The sequence below is a fragment of the Halomonas shantousis genome (assembly GCF_054654615.1).
On sequence record NZ_BAAIER010000002.1, the window covers coordinates 3492334 to 3509782 of the forward strand.

19 protein-coding genes are annotated in these 17449 nt (G+C 62.8%); 12 read left to right on the top strand and 7 right to left on the bottom strand.

Annotated features, from left to right (window positions below):
- Window positions 1–78: 78 nt before the first annotated feature.
- The 3 genes from rpmG to radC form a co-directional block, all read right to left on the bottom strand.
- Window positions 79–234 (bottom strand): 50S ribosomal protein L33, encoded by a 156-nt coding sequence (gene rpmG, locus ACYQ12_RS16465; RefSeq protein ID WP_459637110.1) that lies wholly within the window; start codon window positions 232–234, stop codon window positions 79–81.
- Window positions 235–248: 14 nt separating this feature from the next.
- On the bottom strand, window positions 249–485 hold the full coding sequence (gene rpmB / locus ACYQ12_RS16470) for a 50S ribosomal protein L28 (RefSeq protein ID WP_459873847.1): 237 nt from the start codon (window positions 483–485) through the stop codon (window positions 249–251).
- Window positions 486–672: 187 nt separating this feature from the next.
- On the bottom strand, window positions 673–1347 hold the full coding sequence (gene radC / locus ACYQ12_RS16475; RefSeq protein ID WP_459873849.1) for a RadC family protein: 675 nt from the start codon (window positions 1345–1347) through the stop codon (window positions 673–675).
- A 131-nt stretch (window positions 1348–1478) separates the two neighbouring features.
- Between radC and ACYQ12_RS16480 the strand changes: the two genes are divergently transcribed.
- From ACYQ12_RS16480 to ACYQ12_RS16525, 10 genes are all read left to right on the top strand, one after another.
- Window positions 1479–2219, top strand: a complete 741-nt coding sequence (locus tag ACYQ12_RS16480) for a GntR family transcriptional regulator (protein ID WP_459873852.1) — start codon at window positions 1479–1481, stop codon at window positions 2217–2219.
- Between the two features lie 87 nt (window positions 2220–2306).
- Window positions 2307–3272, top strand: coding sequence for a C4-dicarboxylate TRAP transporter substrate-binding protein (locus ACYQ12_RS16485; protein ID WP_459873854.1), 966 nt, complete (start codon window positions 2307–2309; stop codon window positions 3270–3272).
- Window positions 3273–3364: 92 nt separating this feature from the next.
- Entirely contained in the window at window positions 3365–3856 is a 492-nt protein-coding gene (locus tag ACYQ12_RS16490; RefSeq protein ID WP_459873856.1) for a TRAP transporter small permease, read from the top strand.
- On the top strand, window positions 3853–5142 hold the full coding sequence (locus ACYQ12_RS16495) for a TRAP transporter large permease (RefSeq protein WP_459873859.1): 1290 nt from the start codon (window positions 3853–3855) through the stop codon (window positions 5140–5142). The genes ACYQ12_RS16490 and ACYQ12_RS16495 overlap by 4 nt, the downstream gene beginning before the upstream one ends.
- Window positions 5143–5175: 33 nt before the next feature.
- On the top strand, window positions 5176–6597 hold the full coding sequence (gene uxaC, locus ACYQ12_RS16500; protein WP_459873861.1) for a glucuronate isomerase: 1422 nt from the start codon (window positions 5176–5178) through the stop codon (window positions 6595–6597).
- Window positions 6598–6635: 38 nt separating this feature from the next.
- The gene (manD, locus tag ACYQ12_RS16505) at window positions 6636–7847 is read left to right on the top strand and encodes a D-mannonate dehydratase ManD (RefSeq protein WP_459873863.1); all 1212 of its coding nucleotides are present in this window, start codon (window positions 6636–6638) and stop codon (window positions 7845–7847) included.
- A gap of 11 nt (window positions 7848–7858) precedes the next feature.
- Complete coding sequence (locus ACYQ12_RS16510; protein ID WP_459873865.1) at window positions 7859–9316, top strand: mannitol dehydrogenase family protein; 1458 nt, start codon at window positions 7859–7861, stop codon at window positions 9314–9316.
- Window positions 9317–9418: 102 nt separating this feature from the next.
- On the top strand, window positions 9419–10669 hold the full coding sequence (gene coaBC / locus ACYQ12_RS16515; protein ID WP_459873867.1) for a bifunctional phosphopantothenoylcysteine decarboxylase/phosphopantothenate--cysteine ligase CoaBC: 1251 nt from the start codon (window positions 9419–9421) through the stop codon (window positions 10667–10669).
- 3 nt (window positions 10670–10672) lie between these two features.
- Window positions 10673–11161 carry a dUTP diphosphatase gene (gene dut, locus ACYQ12_RS16520; RefSeq protein WP_459874542.1) on the top strand — a complete coding sequence of 163 codons (489 nt, stop codon included), beginning with the start codon at window positions 10673–10675 and terminating at the stop codon, window positions 11159–11161.
- Window positions 11162–11215: 54 nt separating this feature from the next.
- Window positions 11216–12613, top strand: a complete 1398-nt coding sequence (locus ACYQ12_RS16525; RefSeq protein WP_459873869.1) for a phosphomannomutase/phosphoglucomutase — start codon at window positions 11216–11218, stop codon at window positions 12611–12613.
- Between the two features lie 24 nt (window positions 12614–12637).
- Here ACYQ12_RS16525 and ACYQ12_RS16530 read toward each other — a convergent pair whose 3' ends face one another.
- On the bottom strand, window positions 12638–12838 hold the full coding sequence (locus ACYQ12_RS16530; RefSeq protein WP_459873871.1) for a hypothetical protein: 201 nt from the start codon (window positions 12836–12838) through the stop codon (window positions 12638–12640).
- 77 nt (window positions 12839–12915) lie between these two features.
- Here ACYQ12_RS16530 and argB point away from each other — a divergent pair, with 77 nt between their 5' ends.
- Both argB and slmA read left to right on the top strand, forming a co-directional pair.
- Window positions 12916–13839, top strand: coding sequence for an acetylglutamate kinase (gene argB, locus ACYQ12_RS16535; protein WP_459873873.1), 924 nt, complete (start codon window positions 12916–12918; stop codon window positions 13837–13839).
- Window positions 13840–13968: 129 nt separating this feature from the next.
- On the top strand, window positions 13969–14586 hold the full coding sequence (gene slmA / locus ACYQ12_RS16540; RefSeq protein WP_459873875.1) for a nucleoid occlusion factor SlmA: 618 nt from the start codon (window positions 13969–13971) through the stop codon (window positions 14584–14586).
- A gap of 160 nt (window positions 14587–14746) precedes the next feature.
- Here the strand turns inward: slmA and rpoH are convergent, their stop codons facing one another.
- From rpoH to ftsE, 3 genes are all read right to left on the bottom strand, one after another.
- Entirely contained in the window at window positions 14747–15616 is an 870-nt protein-coding gene (gene rpoH, locus ACYQ12_RS16545) for an RNA polymerase sigma factor RpoH (protein ID WP_459873877.1), read from the bottom strand.
- Window positions 15617–15801: 185 nt separating this feature from the next.
- The gene (gene ftsX, locus ACYQ12_RS16550; RefSeq protein ID WP_459873879.1) at window positions 15802–16782 is read right to left on the bottom strand and encodes a permease-like cell division protein FtsX; all 981 of its coding nucleotides are present in this window, start codon (window positions 16780–16782) and stop codon (window positions 15802–15804) included.
- On the bottom strand, window positions 16779–17447 hold the full coding sequence (gene ftsE / locus ACYQ12_RS16555) for a cell division ATP-binding protein FtsE (RefSeq protein WP_459873881.1): 669 nt from the start codon (window positions 17445–17447) through the stop codon (window positions 16779–16781). The genes ftsX and ftsE overlap by 4 nt, the downstream gene beginning before the upstream one ends.
- Between the last annotated feature and the right edge of the window lie 2 nt (window positions 17448–17449).

Here is a 17449-nt window from a genome sequence, read left to right on the forward strand (position 1 = left end):
ACCGGCACAGACGAAAAGACCCGGCAGCGGCCGGGTCTTTCGGACAGGCGAGAACTCACCTGCAGTGGAAGGCCAGGATCACTTGATCTTGGCTTCCTTGTACATTACGTGCTGACGGACCACCGGATCATACTTCTTGAATTCGAGCTTGTCCGGAGTGTTCCGCTTGTTCTTGTTGGTGGTGTAGAAGTGGCCGGTACCGGCGCTGGACACCATCTTGATCTTGTCGCGCATGATCAATACTCCCCTTAGATGCGCTCGCCGCGCTTACGGATGTCAATGAGCACCTCTTCGATGCCCTTCTTGTCGATGATGCGCATGCCCTTGGAGGAGACGCGCAGCTTGACGAAGCGCTTCTCGGACTCCACCCAGAAACGGTGGGTGTGCAGATTGGGCACGAAACGACGACGCGTCTTGCGCTGGGAGTGTGATACGTTGTTACCAGTCACCGGACGCTTGCCGGTAACCTGACATACTTTGGACATGAGAGCCTCCAACCGCTGGGCGAGTTGTTCAAAACCTGTCGGGCAAACCGGGAAGAGAGAATGGCAGGGTGACCGCCTTCCGCCCCTTAATTAACCCAAGGAAGTCAAAGGGCGTACTTTATACCAGAGGACCGGTGCCACGGCAAGATCTTCTATGCGCAACCTGCCGCCCCGCGGGCAAGCGCCGCTATAGCCAGCCGCGCTCGGCGAAGGAGACCACTTCGGCATCCCCCACGACGAAGTGATCCAGCACGCGGATCTCGAATAGCGCCAGTGCCTCCTTCAGCCGTGCGGTGATGCGCCGGTCGGCGTCACTGGGCTCGGCCACGCCGGAAGGGTGATTGTGCGCAAAAATGACTGCACCGGCCCCCAGCTCCAAGGCACGCCTGGCCACTTCACGCGGATAGACGGAGGCGCTGTCCAGCGTGCCGCGAAACAGAACCTCGAAGCGGATCACCCGGTGCTGGGTGTCGAGAAACAGTACGGCGAACTCCTCGTGCCCCAGGTGACGCATGTGCGATGACAGAAAGGCGTTGACCAGAGCCGGCGAGGTCAACGCCCCGCCCCGCTCGAGCAGGCTGCCCAGATGACGCCGGGAGAGCTCCAGCGATGCCTGCAACTGCACGAACTTGGCCTCGCCCAGGCCGTGTTCGGCACAGAAACGCACCTTGTCGGCTTCCAGCAGTTGGCGCAACCCACCGAAGGCGGACAGCAGATCCCGCGCCAGATCCACCGCCGAACGCCCCTTGACGCCGACCCGCAGGAAGATCGCCAACAATTCGGCATCCGAGAGCGCCCCGGCCCCCAGCGACAACAGTTTCTCTCGGGGGCGCTCCCCCTCCGGCCAGTCGCGTATGCCCATGCCGCTCCACTCCAGTTACTTAACCGAATACTGAAGTAACAATAAGCGACAATGGCATCTAACCAAAGTCGAATCGCACCTGCCTAACCATACTACCATACTAGTCATACAACACAGGACAGATACGCACCATGACCACTACTTCACTGCATACGCTCTGGGAAGAAGCGCCGCATGACGGAAATGTTCGTCAACGTCTCTATCAGACGTTGCGTCAAGCGATCATCCGCATGGTGCTTGCTCCCGGCAAGGCATTGTCCGAGAAGGAAATTGCCGACACTTTCGATGTCAGCCGGCAACCGGTTCGCGAGGCGTTCATTCGGCTTTCCGAATCGGGCCTGCTGGAGGTGAAACCCCAGCGTGGGACCTATGTCGTGCGTATTTCCGAGAGCGCGGTCATGGAGGCTCGCTTCGTCAGGGAAGCCATCGAGGTTGCCGTGGCCAAATCCGCCGCAGAACGCGGGCTTAGCGACGAGCAGTTGAGAGAACTCAATGACCTGATCGAACGCCAGCGTCGCTGTGCGGCGCCTGGAGACTACGACCGGTTCTTTCAACTCGATGAGACGTTTCACCGGACACTGTCGCTAGGGGTAGGCCATACCACCGCCTGGAGCGTGACCGAGGAGGTCAAGGCCCAGTTGGACCGGGTCCGCTACCTCAGCATCCCGGAGTCGACACCGATCACCAAACTGGCCGACCAGCATCAGGCGATCGTCGACGCGATCGCCAGGCAGAACCCTGAAGCGGCGGAGCAGGCCATGGGCATTCATCAGCGTGAGATCCTCCGCTCCCTGCCGGAACTGATGCGACGCTTCCCCGAGATGTTCGATGCCCCCGTTTCGCTTCACCGCAAAAAGAACGCACTGGCATGACTCTTTCTGTCTATCGCATCACGGGATATCCGCCCTTTAACGGATGAGCACGCATCAACAATCACAAGATGTCATCAGGAGAAAATCATGAAACCGCGCCTGCTGTTATCCGCCCTCGCTCTCATCCTGGCCAGCAATTCGGCCAGCGCCGCCTATGAGCTGAACCTGTCGTCGGCACTCAACACCCAAGACCCCATCGTTCAGGCCATGGAGAGAGCCAAGCAGTCGATCGAAGAACGCAGCGACGGTGAACTGACCCTGAACATATTTCCCAACAGCCAGTTGGGTTCCGATGAAGATGTCGTGGAACAGATCCGCAGCGGCGCCAACATCGCCATTCTCATTGATGCCGGCCGGCTTTCAGAGTACCAACCCGAACTAGGCATTCTCAGCGCTCCGTATCTCGTCGACGACCATACCCAGTACGACGCCATCACCGCGTCCGACCTCTACCAGCAGTGGGTCGAAAGCCTGGCCGACAACAGTGGCCTGCGCCTGTTGAATTACAACTGGTTCCAGGGCGCTCGCGAGATGCTGACCGAGGAGCCAGTCGAAACCCCCGAAGATCTGCAGGGCATGCGCGTTCGCACCATCAACTCGCCGGTCTGGCTCAAGACCATCGAGGCCATGGGCGCCACTCCGACGCCGCTGCCTTGGTCGGAGGTCTATTCCGCCCTGCAGCTGGGATCGATCGACGGTGCCGAAGCCCAGCTGACGGCTGCCGACGGACAACGTCTGCAGGAGGTCATCGACCATGTCGCGCTGACCCATCACATCCAGCTGATGAGCGGTATCGTCACCTCGGACCGCTGGTATCAGTCCCTGCCCGAGAATCTTCGCACCATCCTCGATGAGGAGCTCAGGAAAGCCGGCACCGAGGCCAGCCAGGCCACCGAGGCGGCGCTGGACGAGACACGCCGGCGCATGGAAGAGGACGGAGTGACGTTCACCGAAGTCGATATCGATCTGTTCCGTCAGCGTGTCGATAGCGTCTACAAGGAACTCGGTTACGACAAGTACCGCGACCAGCTGGTCTCCGGCTCGTCCGAATGATGCCTTCCCGTCAGGCCGACACCAGGCCGGCAGATGCCGGCCTGCACGCTTCAAGCCCAAGACAAGCCTTGCGAACGGCTCGAGGAACCTCTATGTGGCGCTGGTTCGACAAGCTCGAAGACATCCTGGCCATCGTGCTGCTGGGGTGCACCTCACTCACCATCCTGGCCAGCTCGACCATGCGTGCGATAGGTCATCCCTTCGCCGGCGGTGCCGAGCTGGCCCAGTTCTTTTTCATCTGGACCGCCGTATTGGGTGCCGACATCACCTTGCGCCGCGGCGGCCAGGTGCGTATCGATGCCCTGATCACACGTATGCCGGCCACGATGCTGCGCTTGGTTACCGCTGTCATCCTGCTGATGATGCTGGTGTTTCTCGCTCTGCTGGTGTGGTACGGCCTCCCCCTCGCCCTGTCCAACTGGCAGCGCCCGATGGGAGTGGCCGGGATGAGCTACGGCTACGTCACCCTCGCGCTGCCGGTGGGGGCCGCCCTGATGTTCCTCTCCTTGATCCGGCGCACTCTCGCCAAGGGCATCGTACGCAGTCTGGATCCCGACGATGATATCGTGGAGGAGACGCTATGATCACCGCCCTGCTGTTGACGCTCGGCCTGCTGCTGATGGCCATCGGCATGCCGGTCGCCTTCGCGATCGGTATCGCCGGCTTTCTCTACTTCCTGCTGCCGGGAACGTTTCTGCCGGTCGGTATCGGCGCTCAGCGGATCGTCTCCGCCACTCAATCCTTTCCCCTGCTGGCGGTGCCATTGTTCATCTTCATCGGCCATCTGATGAATGCCAGCGGCATCACCCCCCGACTGCTACGGCTATCGACGCTGTTGGCGGGCTGGATGAGTGGCGGCCTGGCCCAGGCCAGCCTGGTGCTCAGCACCCTGATGGGCGGCGTGTCGGGTTCGGCGGTGGCGGATGCTGCCATGCAGTCACGCGTGCTGGGCAAGGGGATGGTCGGCGAGGGTTACTCGCCCGGCTTTGCCGGTGCGGTGCTCTCCATCGGCGGGCTGATCACCGCCACCATTCCTCCCAGCATCGGCCTGATCCTGTATGGCTACCTGGGCGAGGTCTCGATCGGCCGCCTGTTCATTGCTGGCGTCGTGCCCGGCGTGCTGTTGATGGTGGCGCTGATGATCACGACCTGGCTCGTCGCCAAGCGGCGGGGCTATACGCCGGTACGCGAAAGCCTGCCCAACCTGGGCGAGATCCTGTCCGCCACGCGCAGCAGCATCTGGGCATTGCTGTTCCCGCTGTGGCTGCTGGTGGGGATTCGCTACGGCCTGTTCACGCCCTCCGAGGCTGGCGCCTTCGCCGTGGTCTATGCCCTCCTGGTGGGCTGCTTCATCCATCGCGAAATGGGCATCCGCGAGATCATCGAGGCCATGCGCGCCAGTGTCCGGGATATCGGCATGATCATGCTGATCATCATGTTCTCGGGCATCATCGGTTACGTCGTGTCCTTCGAGCGCGTGCCGCAGACCATTGCCGAGCTCACGCTGGGCGTGTTCTCCAGTCAGACGACCCTGCTGCTCACCCTGGCGGTGCTGCTGGTGTTCCTCGGCATGCTGCTCGAGGCAACCGTGGTGGTGATGCTGCTCGCTCCGATCCTGGTGCCGGTCATCAAGGCGGCGGGAATCGATCCCGTACACTTCGGCCTGCTGATGATGACACTGGTGACTTTCGGCGGCATGACGCCTCCGGTGGGCATTTCCATGTACACGGTATGCGGCATCCTGCGCTGTCCGTTCACGGCCTACAGTCGCGAACTCGTGCCTTTCGCCCTTGCCGTCTTTGCCGTGGTGCTCGGCATCATCTTCTTCCCCAATATCGTGCTTTTCCTGCCCAACATGCTCATGGGTTAAGTGCCAAATGAAAGCCATCCAAGGGTGAGTGACATGACCTTCAACGACAAGATCGACTTCATGGGGCCGGACTTCCTGCTGGAAACCGATGCGGCCCGGCACCTCTACCACGACCATGCCGCACCGATGCCGATCTGCGATTACCACTCGCACCTGAATCCGGAGGAAATCGCCGACAACCGCCGCTTCAACAACCTCACCGAGCTGTGGCTGCATGGCGATCACTACAAGTGGCGCGCGATGCGCTTCGCCGGCATCGACGAGCGGCGCATCACCGGCGATGCCGATGCGCGCGAGCGCTTCCAGGCCTGGGCCGAGACCGTGCCCGACTGCCTCGGCAACCCGCTCTATCACTGGACCCATCTGGAGCTGCGCTTTCCGCTGGGCATCGAGAACACGCTGCTCTCGCCGGCGACCGCCGAGGAGATCTGGACGTCGTCACGCCAACGCCTGGCGACGCCCGAGCTTCATGCCCAGGGCATTCTGGACAGCTTTCAGGTGCGCACCGTGTGTACCACCGACGACCCGGTCGATCCGCTGGAAGCCCACCGTCGCCATGCCCGGAACGGCGCCGGCCCCGAGATGCTGCCCACCTTCCGTGCCGATGCCGTGCTCAAGATCGAGCAGCCCGGTTTCATTGACTACCTGAGCGATCTCGAATCGGCCAGTGGCGTCACCATCCGACGCTTCGACGACCTGCTCGCCGCGCTGCATCAGCGTCTCGACTATTTTGCGGCCCATGGCTGTTGTCTGTCGGATCACAGCCTCGAGAAGCCGGCTTTCGTCGCCCCCCCGTCGAGTGCCGCGCTGGATCGCCTGCTCGACCGCCGCAGAAGCGGCGAGTCTCTCAGCGAGGAAGAGAACACCGGCTTTACCACGGCGCTGTTGCTGTGGCTCGGCCGGCAATACGCCGCACGCGGCTGGGTCATGCAGTTGCATCTGGGCGCGGCGCGCAGCGTCAGCCAGCGCGGTCTGGCAGAGATCGGCCCCAATAGCGGCTTCGATGCCATCGGCGACGTGGTGTATGGCGACCCCCTGGCCAGGATTCTCGATGCGCTCGACCAGGACCGGGCCCTGCCGCGCACCGTGCTCTACAACCTCAACCCGCGCGACAACGAGATGCTCGCCAGCCTGGTGGGCAGCTTCCAGGGCGATGGCATTCCCGGCAAGGTGCAGTTCGGGGCCGCCTGGTGGTTCAACGATCAGCGCGACGGCATCGAACGCCAGCTCACCACGCAGATGCAGTTCGGACTCTTGCGTCACTTCGTCGGCATGCTCACCGACTCGCGCAGCCTGCTGTCGTTCTCGCGACACGATTATTTCCGACGCATCTTCTGCAACATGCTCGGCCAGCAGATGGGGCGTGGCGAACTGCCCGACGACATCGACCGCATCGGTCATCTGGTACGAGCTGTCTGCTACGACAATGTCCAGCGCTACCTCTTCGAGCGTTGAGCGACGCGCCTTTTTCTTTTCACTGCAAGAGACCCGCCATGAAAATCAGCGATGCCTATCTCATCGTCACCTCTCCCGGGCGCAATTTCGTCACGCTGAAGATCGTGACCGAGTCGGGCGTTTACGGTATCGGCGACGCCACGCTCAACGGTCGCGAGATGGCCGTGGTCGCCTATCTCGAGGAGCACGTCGTGCCGGCGCTGATCGGCCGCGACGCCAGCCGTATCGAGGATATCTGGCAATATCTCTATCGTGGCGCCTACTGGCGCCGCGGGCCGGTGACCATGTCGGCCATCGGGGCCGTGGACATGGCACTATGGGATATCAAGGCCAAGGCGGCCGGCATGCCGCTCTATCAGCTGCTGGGCGGCAAGAGCCGCGAGCGAGTGATGACCTATGCCCACTGCACCGGCAAGGACATCGATGCCTGCCTGGACGAGGTGGACAAGCATATCAAGCTCGGCTATCGCGCCGTCAGGGTCCAGACCGGCGTTCCCGGCATCGCCACCACCTACGGCGTCGCCAAGCGCGAGGGCGAGCGCTACGAACCGGCGGATTCCGACCTGCCGGCCGAGCACGTCTGGAGCACGGAGAAATATCTCAATCACGTGCCCAAGCTGTTCGCTGCGGTCCGCGAACGCTTCGGGCATGACATCCACGTCCTGCACGACGTCCATCACCGCCTGACCCCCATCGAGGCCGCCCGGCTGGGCAAGATGGTCGAACCCTATCATCTGTTCTGGCTGGAGGACTGCGTCCCGGCCGAGAACCAGCAGAGCCTGAAGCTGATCCGCGAGCACACGACGACACCGCTGGCCATCGGCGAAGTCTTCAACTCGATCCACGATTACCGCGAGATGATCGAGAACCAGTGGATCGACTATATCCGCACCCCGCTGACCCACGGCGGCGGCATTACCCACCTGCGCCGGATCGCCGATCTGGCGGCGCTCTACCACATTCGCACCGGCTTCCACGGCCCCACCGACCTGTCGCCGGTGTGCCTGGGCGCCGCGGTTCACTTCGACACCTGGGTGCCCAACTTCGGCGTGCAGGAGCACATGCCCCACGAATCCGCCACCGACGAGGTGTTCCCCCACGACTACCGCTTCGAGGACGGTCACTTCATCGTCGGCGAAACGCCGGGGCACGGTGTCGACATCGACGAGGACCTGGCCAAACAGTATCCCTACAAGCGCGCCAGCCTACCGGTCAATCGGCTGGAAGACGGCACGCTGTGGCATTGGTAGGAGGCAACGCGATGACCCAAGTGACAACCCTGGCCAGCGAGTACGCCGATGCCCCGGTCGGCATCGTTCACCTTGGCCTGGGCGCGTTCCACCGCGCCCATCAGGCGGTCTTCGTCGAGCGCAACCTGGCCCGTCACGGTGGCGGCCCCTGGGGAATCAGTAGTGCCAACATCCGCTCCAACCGGCGCCTGATCGATCTGCTGCGCGAGCGGGGCCAGCGCTATCACGTCGCCGAGTATGCCGACAGCCGCACACTGACGCTGCGTGAGATCGCCTCGATTCGCGAGGCCCTGTATGCCGGTGAGGACGGCGCCGATCGCGAGGCGCTTCTGACGCGCATGAGCGCTCCGGAAGTGCGCATCGTCACCCTGACCGTCACCGAGAAGGGCTACTACCTGAACCCCGCCGAAGGCACGTTGATAACCGATGCGCCGGCCATCGTTCACGATATCGCCCAGCCGCATGCCCCCCGCACCGCGCCGGGCATGCTGGTCGAGGCGCTGGCCCGACGCCAGGCGGCGGGCATTGCGCCGTTCACGGTATTGTCCTGCGACAACATGCCGGACAACGGTCGGCGAACCCGAAAGGCCGTGGTCGACCTGGCCCGGGAACGCGACCCGGCATTGGCTGCCTGGATCGAAGAGAACGTCGCCTTCCCCTGCAGCATGGTGGACCGTATCGTGCCGGCCATGACCGAGACCGACTTCAAACGCCTGCACGAAGTGGGGGTCGATGACGCGGCCGCCGTGGCCTGCGAAGCCTTCACGCAGTGGGTCATCGAGGACGATTTCCCGCAGGGGCGTCCCGACTGGGAGCACGAAGGCGTCGAGATGGTCGCCGATGTCGCGCCCTTCGAGACCATGAAGCTGCGCATGCTCAATGGCAGTCATTCGCTGCTGGCCTACCTGGGTGCGCTGGATGGCGTCGAGACCGTCTTCGATGCCGTCAGTCGAGAGGATTTCACTGCCCTGCTCAAGCGCTACATGCGCCAGGAGGCGGCACCAACGTTAGCCATGCCCGAAGGTACCGACCTCGATGCCTACGCCGACAGCCTGCTGGCGCGCTTTGCCAACGATAGCCTGCGCCATCGCCTGCAGCAGATCGCCATGGACGGTTCGCAGAAGATCCCGCAGCGCTGGCTCCAGGGAGCGCAGGTCCTGCTCGAAGCGGACGGCGACATCGCCTGCACGGCACTGGGTATCGCGGCGTGGATCCGTTACACGGCAGGCAACGATCTGCACGGCAATGCCTATCCTGTCGACGATCCCATGGCCGGGACCTTCGCCGAACTGCACGCTCGCCATGGCGAGTCGCCCCAGGCCTTGGTCAACGCCTTTCTGGCTCAGGAGGCCGTGTTCCCCCCGGCGCTGGTACAGGATGAGTGTTTCTCCCAGGCAGTACAGACGGCGTATCGCTCGATATCGGATCAGGGCGTCAAGCAAACGCTGCTGGCCATGCTCGAAAACTGACGCTTTCACCTCGCGTGCAAGCTGCGCTGCCCCGCCCCGGAGGTACGCAAAACCCCAAGCCGATGGTAAGGTGACAGACGAATTATCGAGGATCGTTTGACCATGCCCCAGCTTGCAGGTACACGCGTGCTTCTCGGCGTCAGCGCCGGAATCGCCGCCTATAAGAGTGCCCATCTGGCGCGTCTGTTAAAGAAGGCCGGAGCCGAAGTCCATGTCGTGATGACCGAAGGCGCTCAGGCCTTCATCACCCCGCTGACGTTCCAGGCGCTGACCGGCGAAGCCGTACGCACGTCGCTGCTCGATCCCGAGGCCGAAGCCGGCATGGGCCACATTGAACTGGCCAAGTGGGCCGACCTCGTGCTCATCGCTCCCGCCACGGCTGATCTCATGGTGCGCCTGGCTCATGGCCACGCCGATGATCTGCTGACCACCCTGTGTCTGGCCACCGAGGCGCAGTGTTTGATGGCGCCCGCCATGAACCAGGCCATGTGGCGCCACCCCGCGACCCAGCGCAATGCGCAGCGTTTGAGGGAGGATGGCTGGCAGCTGCTGGGACCCGCCGGGGGCGAGCAGGCTTGCGGCGACGTCGGCCCCGGACGGATGCAGGAGCCGGAAGAGATCCTCGACGCGCTCCAGGCGTTGGGGGCCATGTCAGCGTCCGGGAGCCTGGCACAAGGAGTAAGGGTGACGCTGACGGCCGGCCCGACCCGCGAGGCAATCGACCCGGTGCGTTATCTGACCAATCACAGCTCCGGCAAGATGGGCTATGCCCTGGCCTCCGCCTTCGCCCGTCAAGGAGCCCGGGTACGCCTGATCAGCGGACCGGTTACGCTACCCACGCCTGCCGACGTCGAGCGCATCGATGTGGTCTCGACTCAGGACATGCTCGAGGCAGCCAGCCAGGCGGTGCCCGACACCGATATCTTCATCGGCTGCGCGGCCGTGGCCGACTACCGTGCCGAGCAGATCAGCGAACACAAGCTGAAGAAGACGGCAGATGACGACACCCTGTCCCTACGCCTGGTCAAGAATCCCGACATCATCGCCGAACTCGCTTCGCGCCCCGATCGGCCTTTCATGGTCGGCTTTGCCGCCGAAACCCGCGACCTCGAAACCTATGCCCGCGACAAGCTGGCCCGCAAGGGTCTCGATCTGATCGTCGCCAACGACGTCAGCCAGCAGGGTCTGGGGTTTGGCTCCGACGACAACGCTGCGCTGCTGATGTGGCCCGGCGATGACGCGCCCGGCCGTGAGTCCCTGCCGGCCCAGGCCAAGACAGCCCTGGCGGAGGCGATTCTCCACCGCGTCATCGATCGCTATCGCCAGACGCGTAGCACTTTTACAGGAAAATGAATGATGGACACGCTCCCGGCTTCGACGACCGCGCTCCGCCACGCTAGACTTTGTGTGAAGATCCTCGACGAGAGGGTGCGCGAATTTCCGATGCCGCACTATGCCACCGAAGGCAGCGCAGGCATGGATCTGCGTGCCCTGCTTGATGCCCCGCTGACCCTGGCACCCGGGGATAGCCAACTGGTGCGTACCGGACTCGCCATTCATATCGGCGACCCGGGACTCGCCGGCATGATCCTGCCGCGCTCGGGTCTGGGGCACAAGCATGGCATCGTGCTGGGCAACCTGGTGGGACTGATCGACTCCGACTACCAGGGCGAGTTGATGATCTCGGTATGGAACCGAGGACAGGACTCCTTCGTTCTCGAGCCCGGCGAGCGTCTGGCCCAGTACGTGCTGGTACCGGTGGTCCAGGCCGAACTCGATGTCGTCGAGGATTTCACCGCCAGCCGCCGCGGAACCGGTGGCTTCGGCCACTCAGGCCGTCATTGATCCGACAGCCATTGACACACACGGCCTCTCGGCCATTGCATGAAGGGACGCATCATGAGCCAGACCTCTAACGCCAACATTCCGGCCTCCATCTTTCGCGCCTATGACATACGCGGCGTGGTCGGCAAGGATCTCACCGTCGAGCGCGTTCGCCTGATCGGTCGCGCCATCGGCAGCGAAGCCGCCAAACGCGGCGAGTCGAGCGTGATCGTTGCCCGTGACGGGCGCAAGTCCGGCCCCGACATGGTCGGCGCGCTCACCGAGGGGCTGCGTGCCGCAGGACGCGACGTCATCGACATCGGCATGGTGCCGACACCGGTACTCTACTTTGCCGCCAACACCATCGACGGCGTCAGCTCCGGCGTCGCCGTGACCGGCAGCCACAACCCGCCCGACTACAACGGCTTCAAGATCATGATCGGTGGCGCCACGCTGTCGGGTGACGATATCACCGACCTGTACCGTCGCATCGAGGAAGAGGATTTCACCAGCGGCGAAGGCAGCTATCGAGAACAGGACGTCCGAAACGACTACCTCGAACGCATCCTCGGCGACATCGAGCTGGCCCGTCCGATCAAGGCCGTGGTCGACTGCGGCAACGGCGTCACCGGCGAACTCGGCCCGCAGCTGATCAAGCGCCTCGGGGCCGATATCACCACCCTGTTCGACGACATCGACGGCAATTTCCCCAACCACCACCCCGATCCGGGCAAGCTCGAGAACCTGCAGGACCTGATTGCCAAGGTCAAGGAGACCGGCGCCGATGTCGGCCTGGCCTTCGACGGCGACGGCGACCGTGTCGGCGTGGTCACGCCCAAGGGTGAGGTGATCTATCCCGATCGGCTGATGATGGCCTTCGCCGAGGACCTGCTGAAGCGTCAACCGGGCGCGCGCATCATCTTCGACGTCAAGTGCACCGGCAACCTGGCCCAGGTGATCGAGAAGGCCGGTGGCGAGCCGGAAATGTGGCGTACCGGTCACTCGCTGATCAAGGGCCGCATGAAGGAGACCGGCGCGGCGCTGGCCGGTGAGATGAGCGGCCACATCTTTTTCAAGGAGCGCTGGTACGGCTTCGATGACGGTCTCTACGCCGCCGCCCGACTGCTCGAGATACTGGCCGGCCAGGGCGAGGACGCCGACACCTATTTCTCGCGCTTCCCGCAGGACCTGGGCACTGCCGAGATCAACGTCGAAGTCACCGACGAGAACAAGTTCGATATCGTCAAGCGCCTGGCCACCGAGACCGACTTCGGCGAGAACGGCGTCAAGACCACCCTCGACGGTATCCGAGTCGACTACCCCGACAGCTGGGGCCTGTGCCGCGCCTCCAATACCACGCCGATGCTGGTGTTCCGCTTCGAGGGCAAGTCACAAGAGGCCCTCGACAAGGTCAAGGCACGCTTTCGTGACGCCCTCAAGAAGGTCGCGCCGGAGTCCGAACCGACGTTCTGACGGCCCCTGCGGCAGACGTTCTTGTCAAAAGCGCATGGGGATGCTGACAAAGGTCACGAGCGATGGCCAGTCAAGGCGAAATTCGCCGAAAAAGCGCAGTTTACGGGAGTAAATGAGCATTTTGAGACGGATTTCAACGCCGAATGGACGAGCGCAGCAGTTGTCAGCATTCTCCATCTTGCTATGATCGATCAGGCCGCCTGCGGGCGGCTTTTTTGCGCTCATGAGCACTTCTCGAGACGCTCAGGCACCACACATGCGCATCTGACCCATAACGATTCTGGACATCAAGGAAATTAATCATGAGCCAGCAGGAACGCGATCCGCGTCAGGTCGTGGAGATTCTGTCCGAGGCGCTGCCCTACATTCAGCGCTTCTCGGGCAAGACGGTAGTGGTCAAGTACGGCGGTAACGCCATGACCGAGGATACGCTGATCGACTCCTTCGCTCGCGACATGGTGCTGATGAAGGAGGTAGGCATCAATCCAGTGGTCGTGCACGGCGGCGGCCCGCAGATCGGCGAACTCCTGGCCAAGCTCAATATCGAGTCGCGCTTCGTCAACGGCATGCGCGTGACCGACGCCGAGACCATGGACGTGGTCGAGATGGTCCTCGGCGGGCTGGTCAACAAGGGGATCGTCAATCTGATCAATCAGAGCGGCGGCAAGGCCATCGGCCTGACCGGGAAGGACGGCGCGCAGATTCTCGCCCGCCAGCTCAAGGTCAGCCGTCAGACGCCGGAGATGACGGCCCCCGAAATCATCGATATCGGTCACGTCGGAGAAGTGGCGCACGTATCCACCGATCTAATCGAGATGCTCGCGGCACGGGACTTCATTCCAGTGATTGCGCCGATCGGCGTCGACGAGCAGGGGCACAGCTATAACATCAATGCCGATCTGGTCGCCGGCAAGGTAGCCGAGGCGCTGGGTGCCGAGAAGCTAATGCTGCTGACCAACGTCGCCGGCCTGATGAACGCCGAAGGTGAAGTGCTTACCGGACTTTCCACCGCCCAGGTCGATGCACTGATCAGCGACGGCACCATTCATGGAGGCATGTTGCCCAAGATCCGCTGTGCCCTTGAAGCCGTGAAAGGCGGCGTCAGAAGCGCCCATATCGTCGACGGTCGGGTTGCTCACGCCACGCTGCTGGAGATATTCACCAATGCCGGCGTCGGCACACTGATCACCGACGTGGCAAACGAGACATCGGAGGCCGACGCATAAAGAGGCCGGTAGAAAGCCATTTCAGGGCCATTCGTTAATTTCCCGTTTCGCAAAGAAACGCTCAGATAATTGCCGATAACCCAACGAAACATTAGGATGGGGTGACGCCAACATCGTAGAAGACCATCAATGACGCAGGCCAAACCCAAGCGCAACCGCCGCGAAGAGATTCTTCAGGCTTTGGCGCTCATGCTCGAGGAAGACAGCGGCAAGCGCATCACCACGGCCGCTCTGGCACGCCAGGTCGGCGTTTCGGAAGCCGCCTTGTATCGGCACTTCCCCAGCAAGGCGCGCATGTTCGAGGGTCTGATCGAATTCATTGAAGAGACGCTTTTCGAACGGATCCGGCGCATTCTCGACGAGACACCCTCCGCCGAGGCACGCTGTCACCACATCCTCACGCTGATTCTCGGTTTCTCCGAGAAGAATCCCGGCTTGTGCCGGCTGCTTGGTGGCGATGCCCTTACCGGTGAAACGGCGCGCCTGCGCATCCGCATGACCCAACTGTTCGACCGGCTGGAAACCCAGCTCAAGCAGATCCTTCGCGAAGCGGAACTGCGCGAAGGCCTACGCACCACGATCCCGGTATCGGCAGCCGCCAATCTACTGCTGGCCTGCGCGGATGGTCGCATCAGTCAGTACGTACGCAGCGATTTCAAGCATCCCCCCACCCAGCATTGGGACGAGCAGTGGAAAACCCTGTCCGCCTCCCTGCTGGTGACAGTGCCACAGGCTGCCGGTGCCTGATTGCACCGCACGAGCCCTTCGATTCACGTACGACTCGATCGACATACCATCCGATCTACCATGCAAAAAACCCGGCTCATCTGAGCCGGGTTTTCGTTCACGCATATGATTCGCTTCATCGGACCACCAGGCGGCAACCGCTTCCCGCCCTGCTTGCGGCTCAAGCCGCCAGCGTGTCCTCGCCGAGCGCCTGCTTGAGCTTCTTCATGGCGTTCTTTTCCAACTGCCGGATACGCTCGGCAGAGACGCCGTAGACATCGGCCAGCTCATGCAGGGTCGATTTCTCCTCGGAGAGCCAGCGCTGCTGCAGGATGTCACGTGAGCGATCATCCAGATTGGCCAGGGCATCCTGCAAGCGCCGTGTAGAATCCTCTTCCCAATCGGACTCCTCGAGCTGAGAGGCCGGATCGTAGCGACCGTCTTCGAGATAATGGACCGGCGCCTGATAGCCCTGCTCCTCCTCGTCCGCTGGCGAAGCATCGAACCCCGCGTCAAAGGCCGACAGGCGGCCTTCCATGTCACGCACCACTTCAGGCTTGACGTCGAGATCCTTGGCGATCGCCTCGATCTCGTCATTGTTCAGCCATGCCAGACGTTTCTTGGCACTGCGCAGGTTGAAGAACAGCTTACGCTGCGCCTTGGTGGTGGCGATCTTGACGATACGCCAGTTGCGCAGCACGAACTCATGGATCTCGGCCTTGATCCAGTGCACGGCAAAGGAGACCAAGCGGACGCCCTGGTTGGGGTCGAAACGCTTGACGGCCTTCATCAGACCCACGTTGCCCTCCTGGATCAGATCAGCCTGAGGCAGGCCGTAGCCGGAGTAGCTCCGCGCGATATGCACGACGAAACGCAGATGCGACATGACCATGCGGCGTGCCGCCTCCAGGTCATTGTGATCATGCAGGCGAAAGGCCAACTCGCGTTCTTCTTCAGCGGTCAGCACGGGAATACTGTTAACCGCCTGGATGTAACCATTCAGGTCGTGGCCCGGCGAAAGATGACCGACAGGCAGAAGACTGGTGCTCATGCAGATGTCTCCATTGTTGCCCAGCGTGCCGTCATCGGGTCGCGCCTTCCCGGCGCATGTCCGTACAACCACGACGGCACAGCAAGTAAGATGCCTAACAAACGCATGCGGCTCTATGACCGCACCACGATACCAAAGTTCAACATTGCCCCCGGGTGCCGAGGGGCATTCTCAACGGGGCTGGCTCAACGGGGCCGGGTATCGGCAAGATGCCGCCCGACGGCGAGCCAGGCGCCCAGCCAGCCCAGTAGTGTACTCGAAAAGAGTAGTAAGGCCGAGCCATTGAAGCCTAACCGAGGGAACGAAAAAACCGCCCCATAGCTTTGCGCCAGTGCCGTGGCGGGCGCCATCAGCCAGTGGCTCCCCAGGGTCAGCAGCCCCCAGGCCAGCAGGCCTCCACCCAGCCCGTACCAGGCTCCGCTATAGAGGAACGGTCGGCGGACGAAGGCGTGCGTGGCACCGATCAGCGTGACTACCTCGATCTCCTGGCGGCGGCTCTCCACCGCCAGTCGGATGGTGTTGCCCACGATCAGCAATACCCCCAGACCGAACAATATGCCGAGCGCCAGCGCCAGGCGTTGACCCAGATCAGCGAGATTGCGCAGGCGCTCCAGCCAGGCCAGATCCAGTCGCGCCTCCTCGACGCCCGGCAATCCTTGCAGCCGATCGGCCAGTTGACGCACCGCCTGGGGGTGCGTGTCATCGGGAACGATGATCACGCTGGCCGGCAATGGGTTGGTTTCCAGCGAGCCCAGCGCATCATCCAGCCCCAATGCCGCCTGGAATTCGGCCAAGCCTTCGGCGGCAGTCACCAGACGGGCGCTATCGACACCGGGCTGCCCGCGTAGCGACGTGGTGACATCGAGGGCCCGGGACTCATCGACATCGTCAGCCAGATATACCGTGACCGTGGCGCTGGCATCGAGCTCCGCGTCCAGCAGTCGCGCCCCGTCAAGCGCCAGCCACAGACCCACCGGCAGAATCAGGGCGATGGCGATGGCCAGCATGGTCAGCAAACTGCCCAGCGGATGCCGCGCCAGGCGTCGCAGACTGTCGACACACATGGCTCGCTGATGGCGCAACCAGGCGCGGGTGCGGCTATCCATTCCCGGACGGCTCGACCGGGCGCCACGCCGCATCGCGGCCGGCTCTTCACGCCGACTCATGCCGCCTCCTGATCATTGACCAGGCGGCCGTCACGCAACTTCAGTACCCGATGATGCAGATGGGCAATCAACGCCAGATCGTGGCTGGCAACGACGACCGTCGTCCCGATACGGTTGAAATCTTCGAACAGGCGCATGATCTCGGCGGACAGCTGTGGATCGAGATTGCCGGTCGGCTCGTCGGCGAGCAGGAGCGCCGGCTTGTTGACCACGGCCCGGGCGATGCCGACGCGCTGCTGTTCCCCTCCCGAGAGTTCGATGGGCAGGGCTTTCTCGCGATGCAGCAGTCCCACCTTGTCGAGCGCCGCGCGCACGCGACGCGACGCCTCGCGCGGCTCCATCCCCTGAATCTCCAACGGCAGCGCCACATTGGCGAAGATGCTGCGGTCGAACAGCAATTGGTGATCCTGGAAGACCACGCCGATCTGGCGCCGATAGAACGGCACCTGGCTATCATGCAGACGATCGATGTCGTGTCCCGCCACCAGAATACGTCCACGCGAGGGACGCTCGAGACGCATGATCAGACGCAGCAGCGAACTCTTGCCCGCCCCCGAGTGCCCGGTCAGGAACAGCATCTCGCCGCGCCGGACACGGAAGTTGATGTCGGCGAGCGCCTCGAAGCGCCCGCCGTAGCGCTTGCCTACGTGTTCGAACGCGATCATCT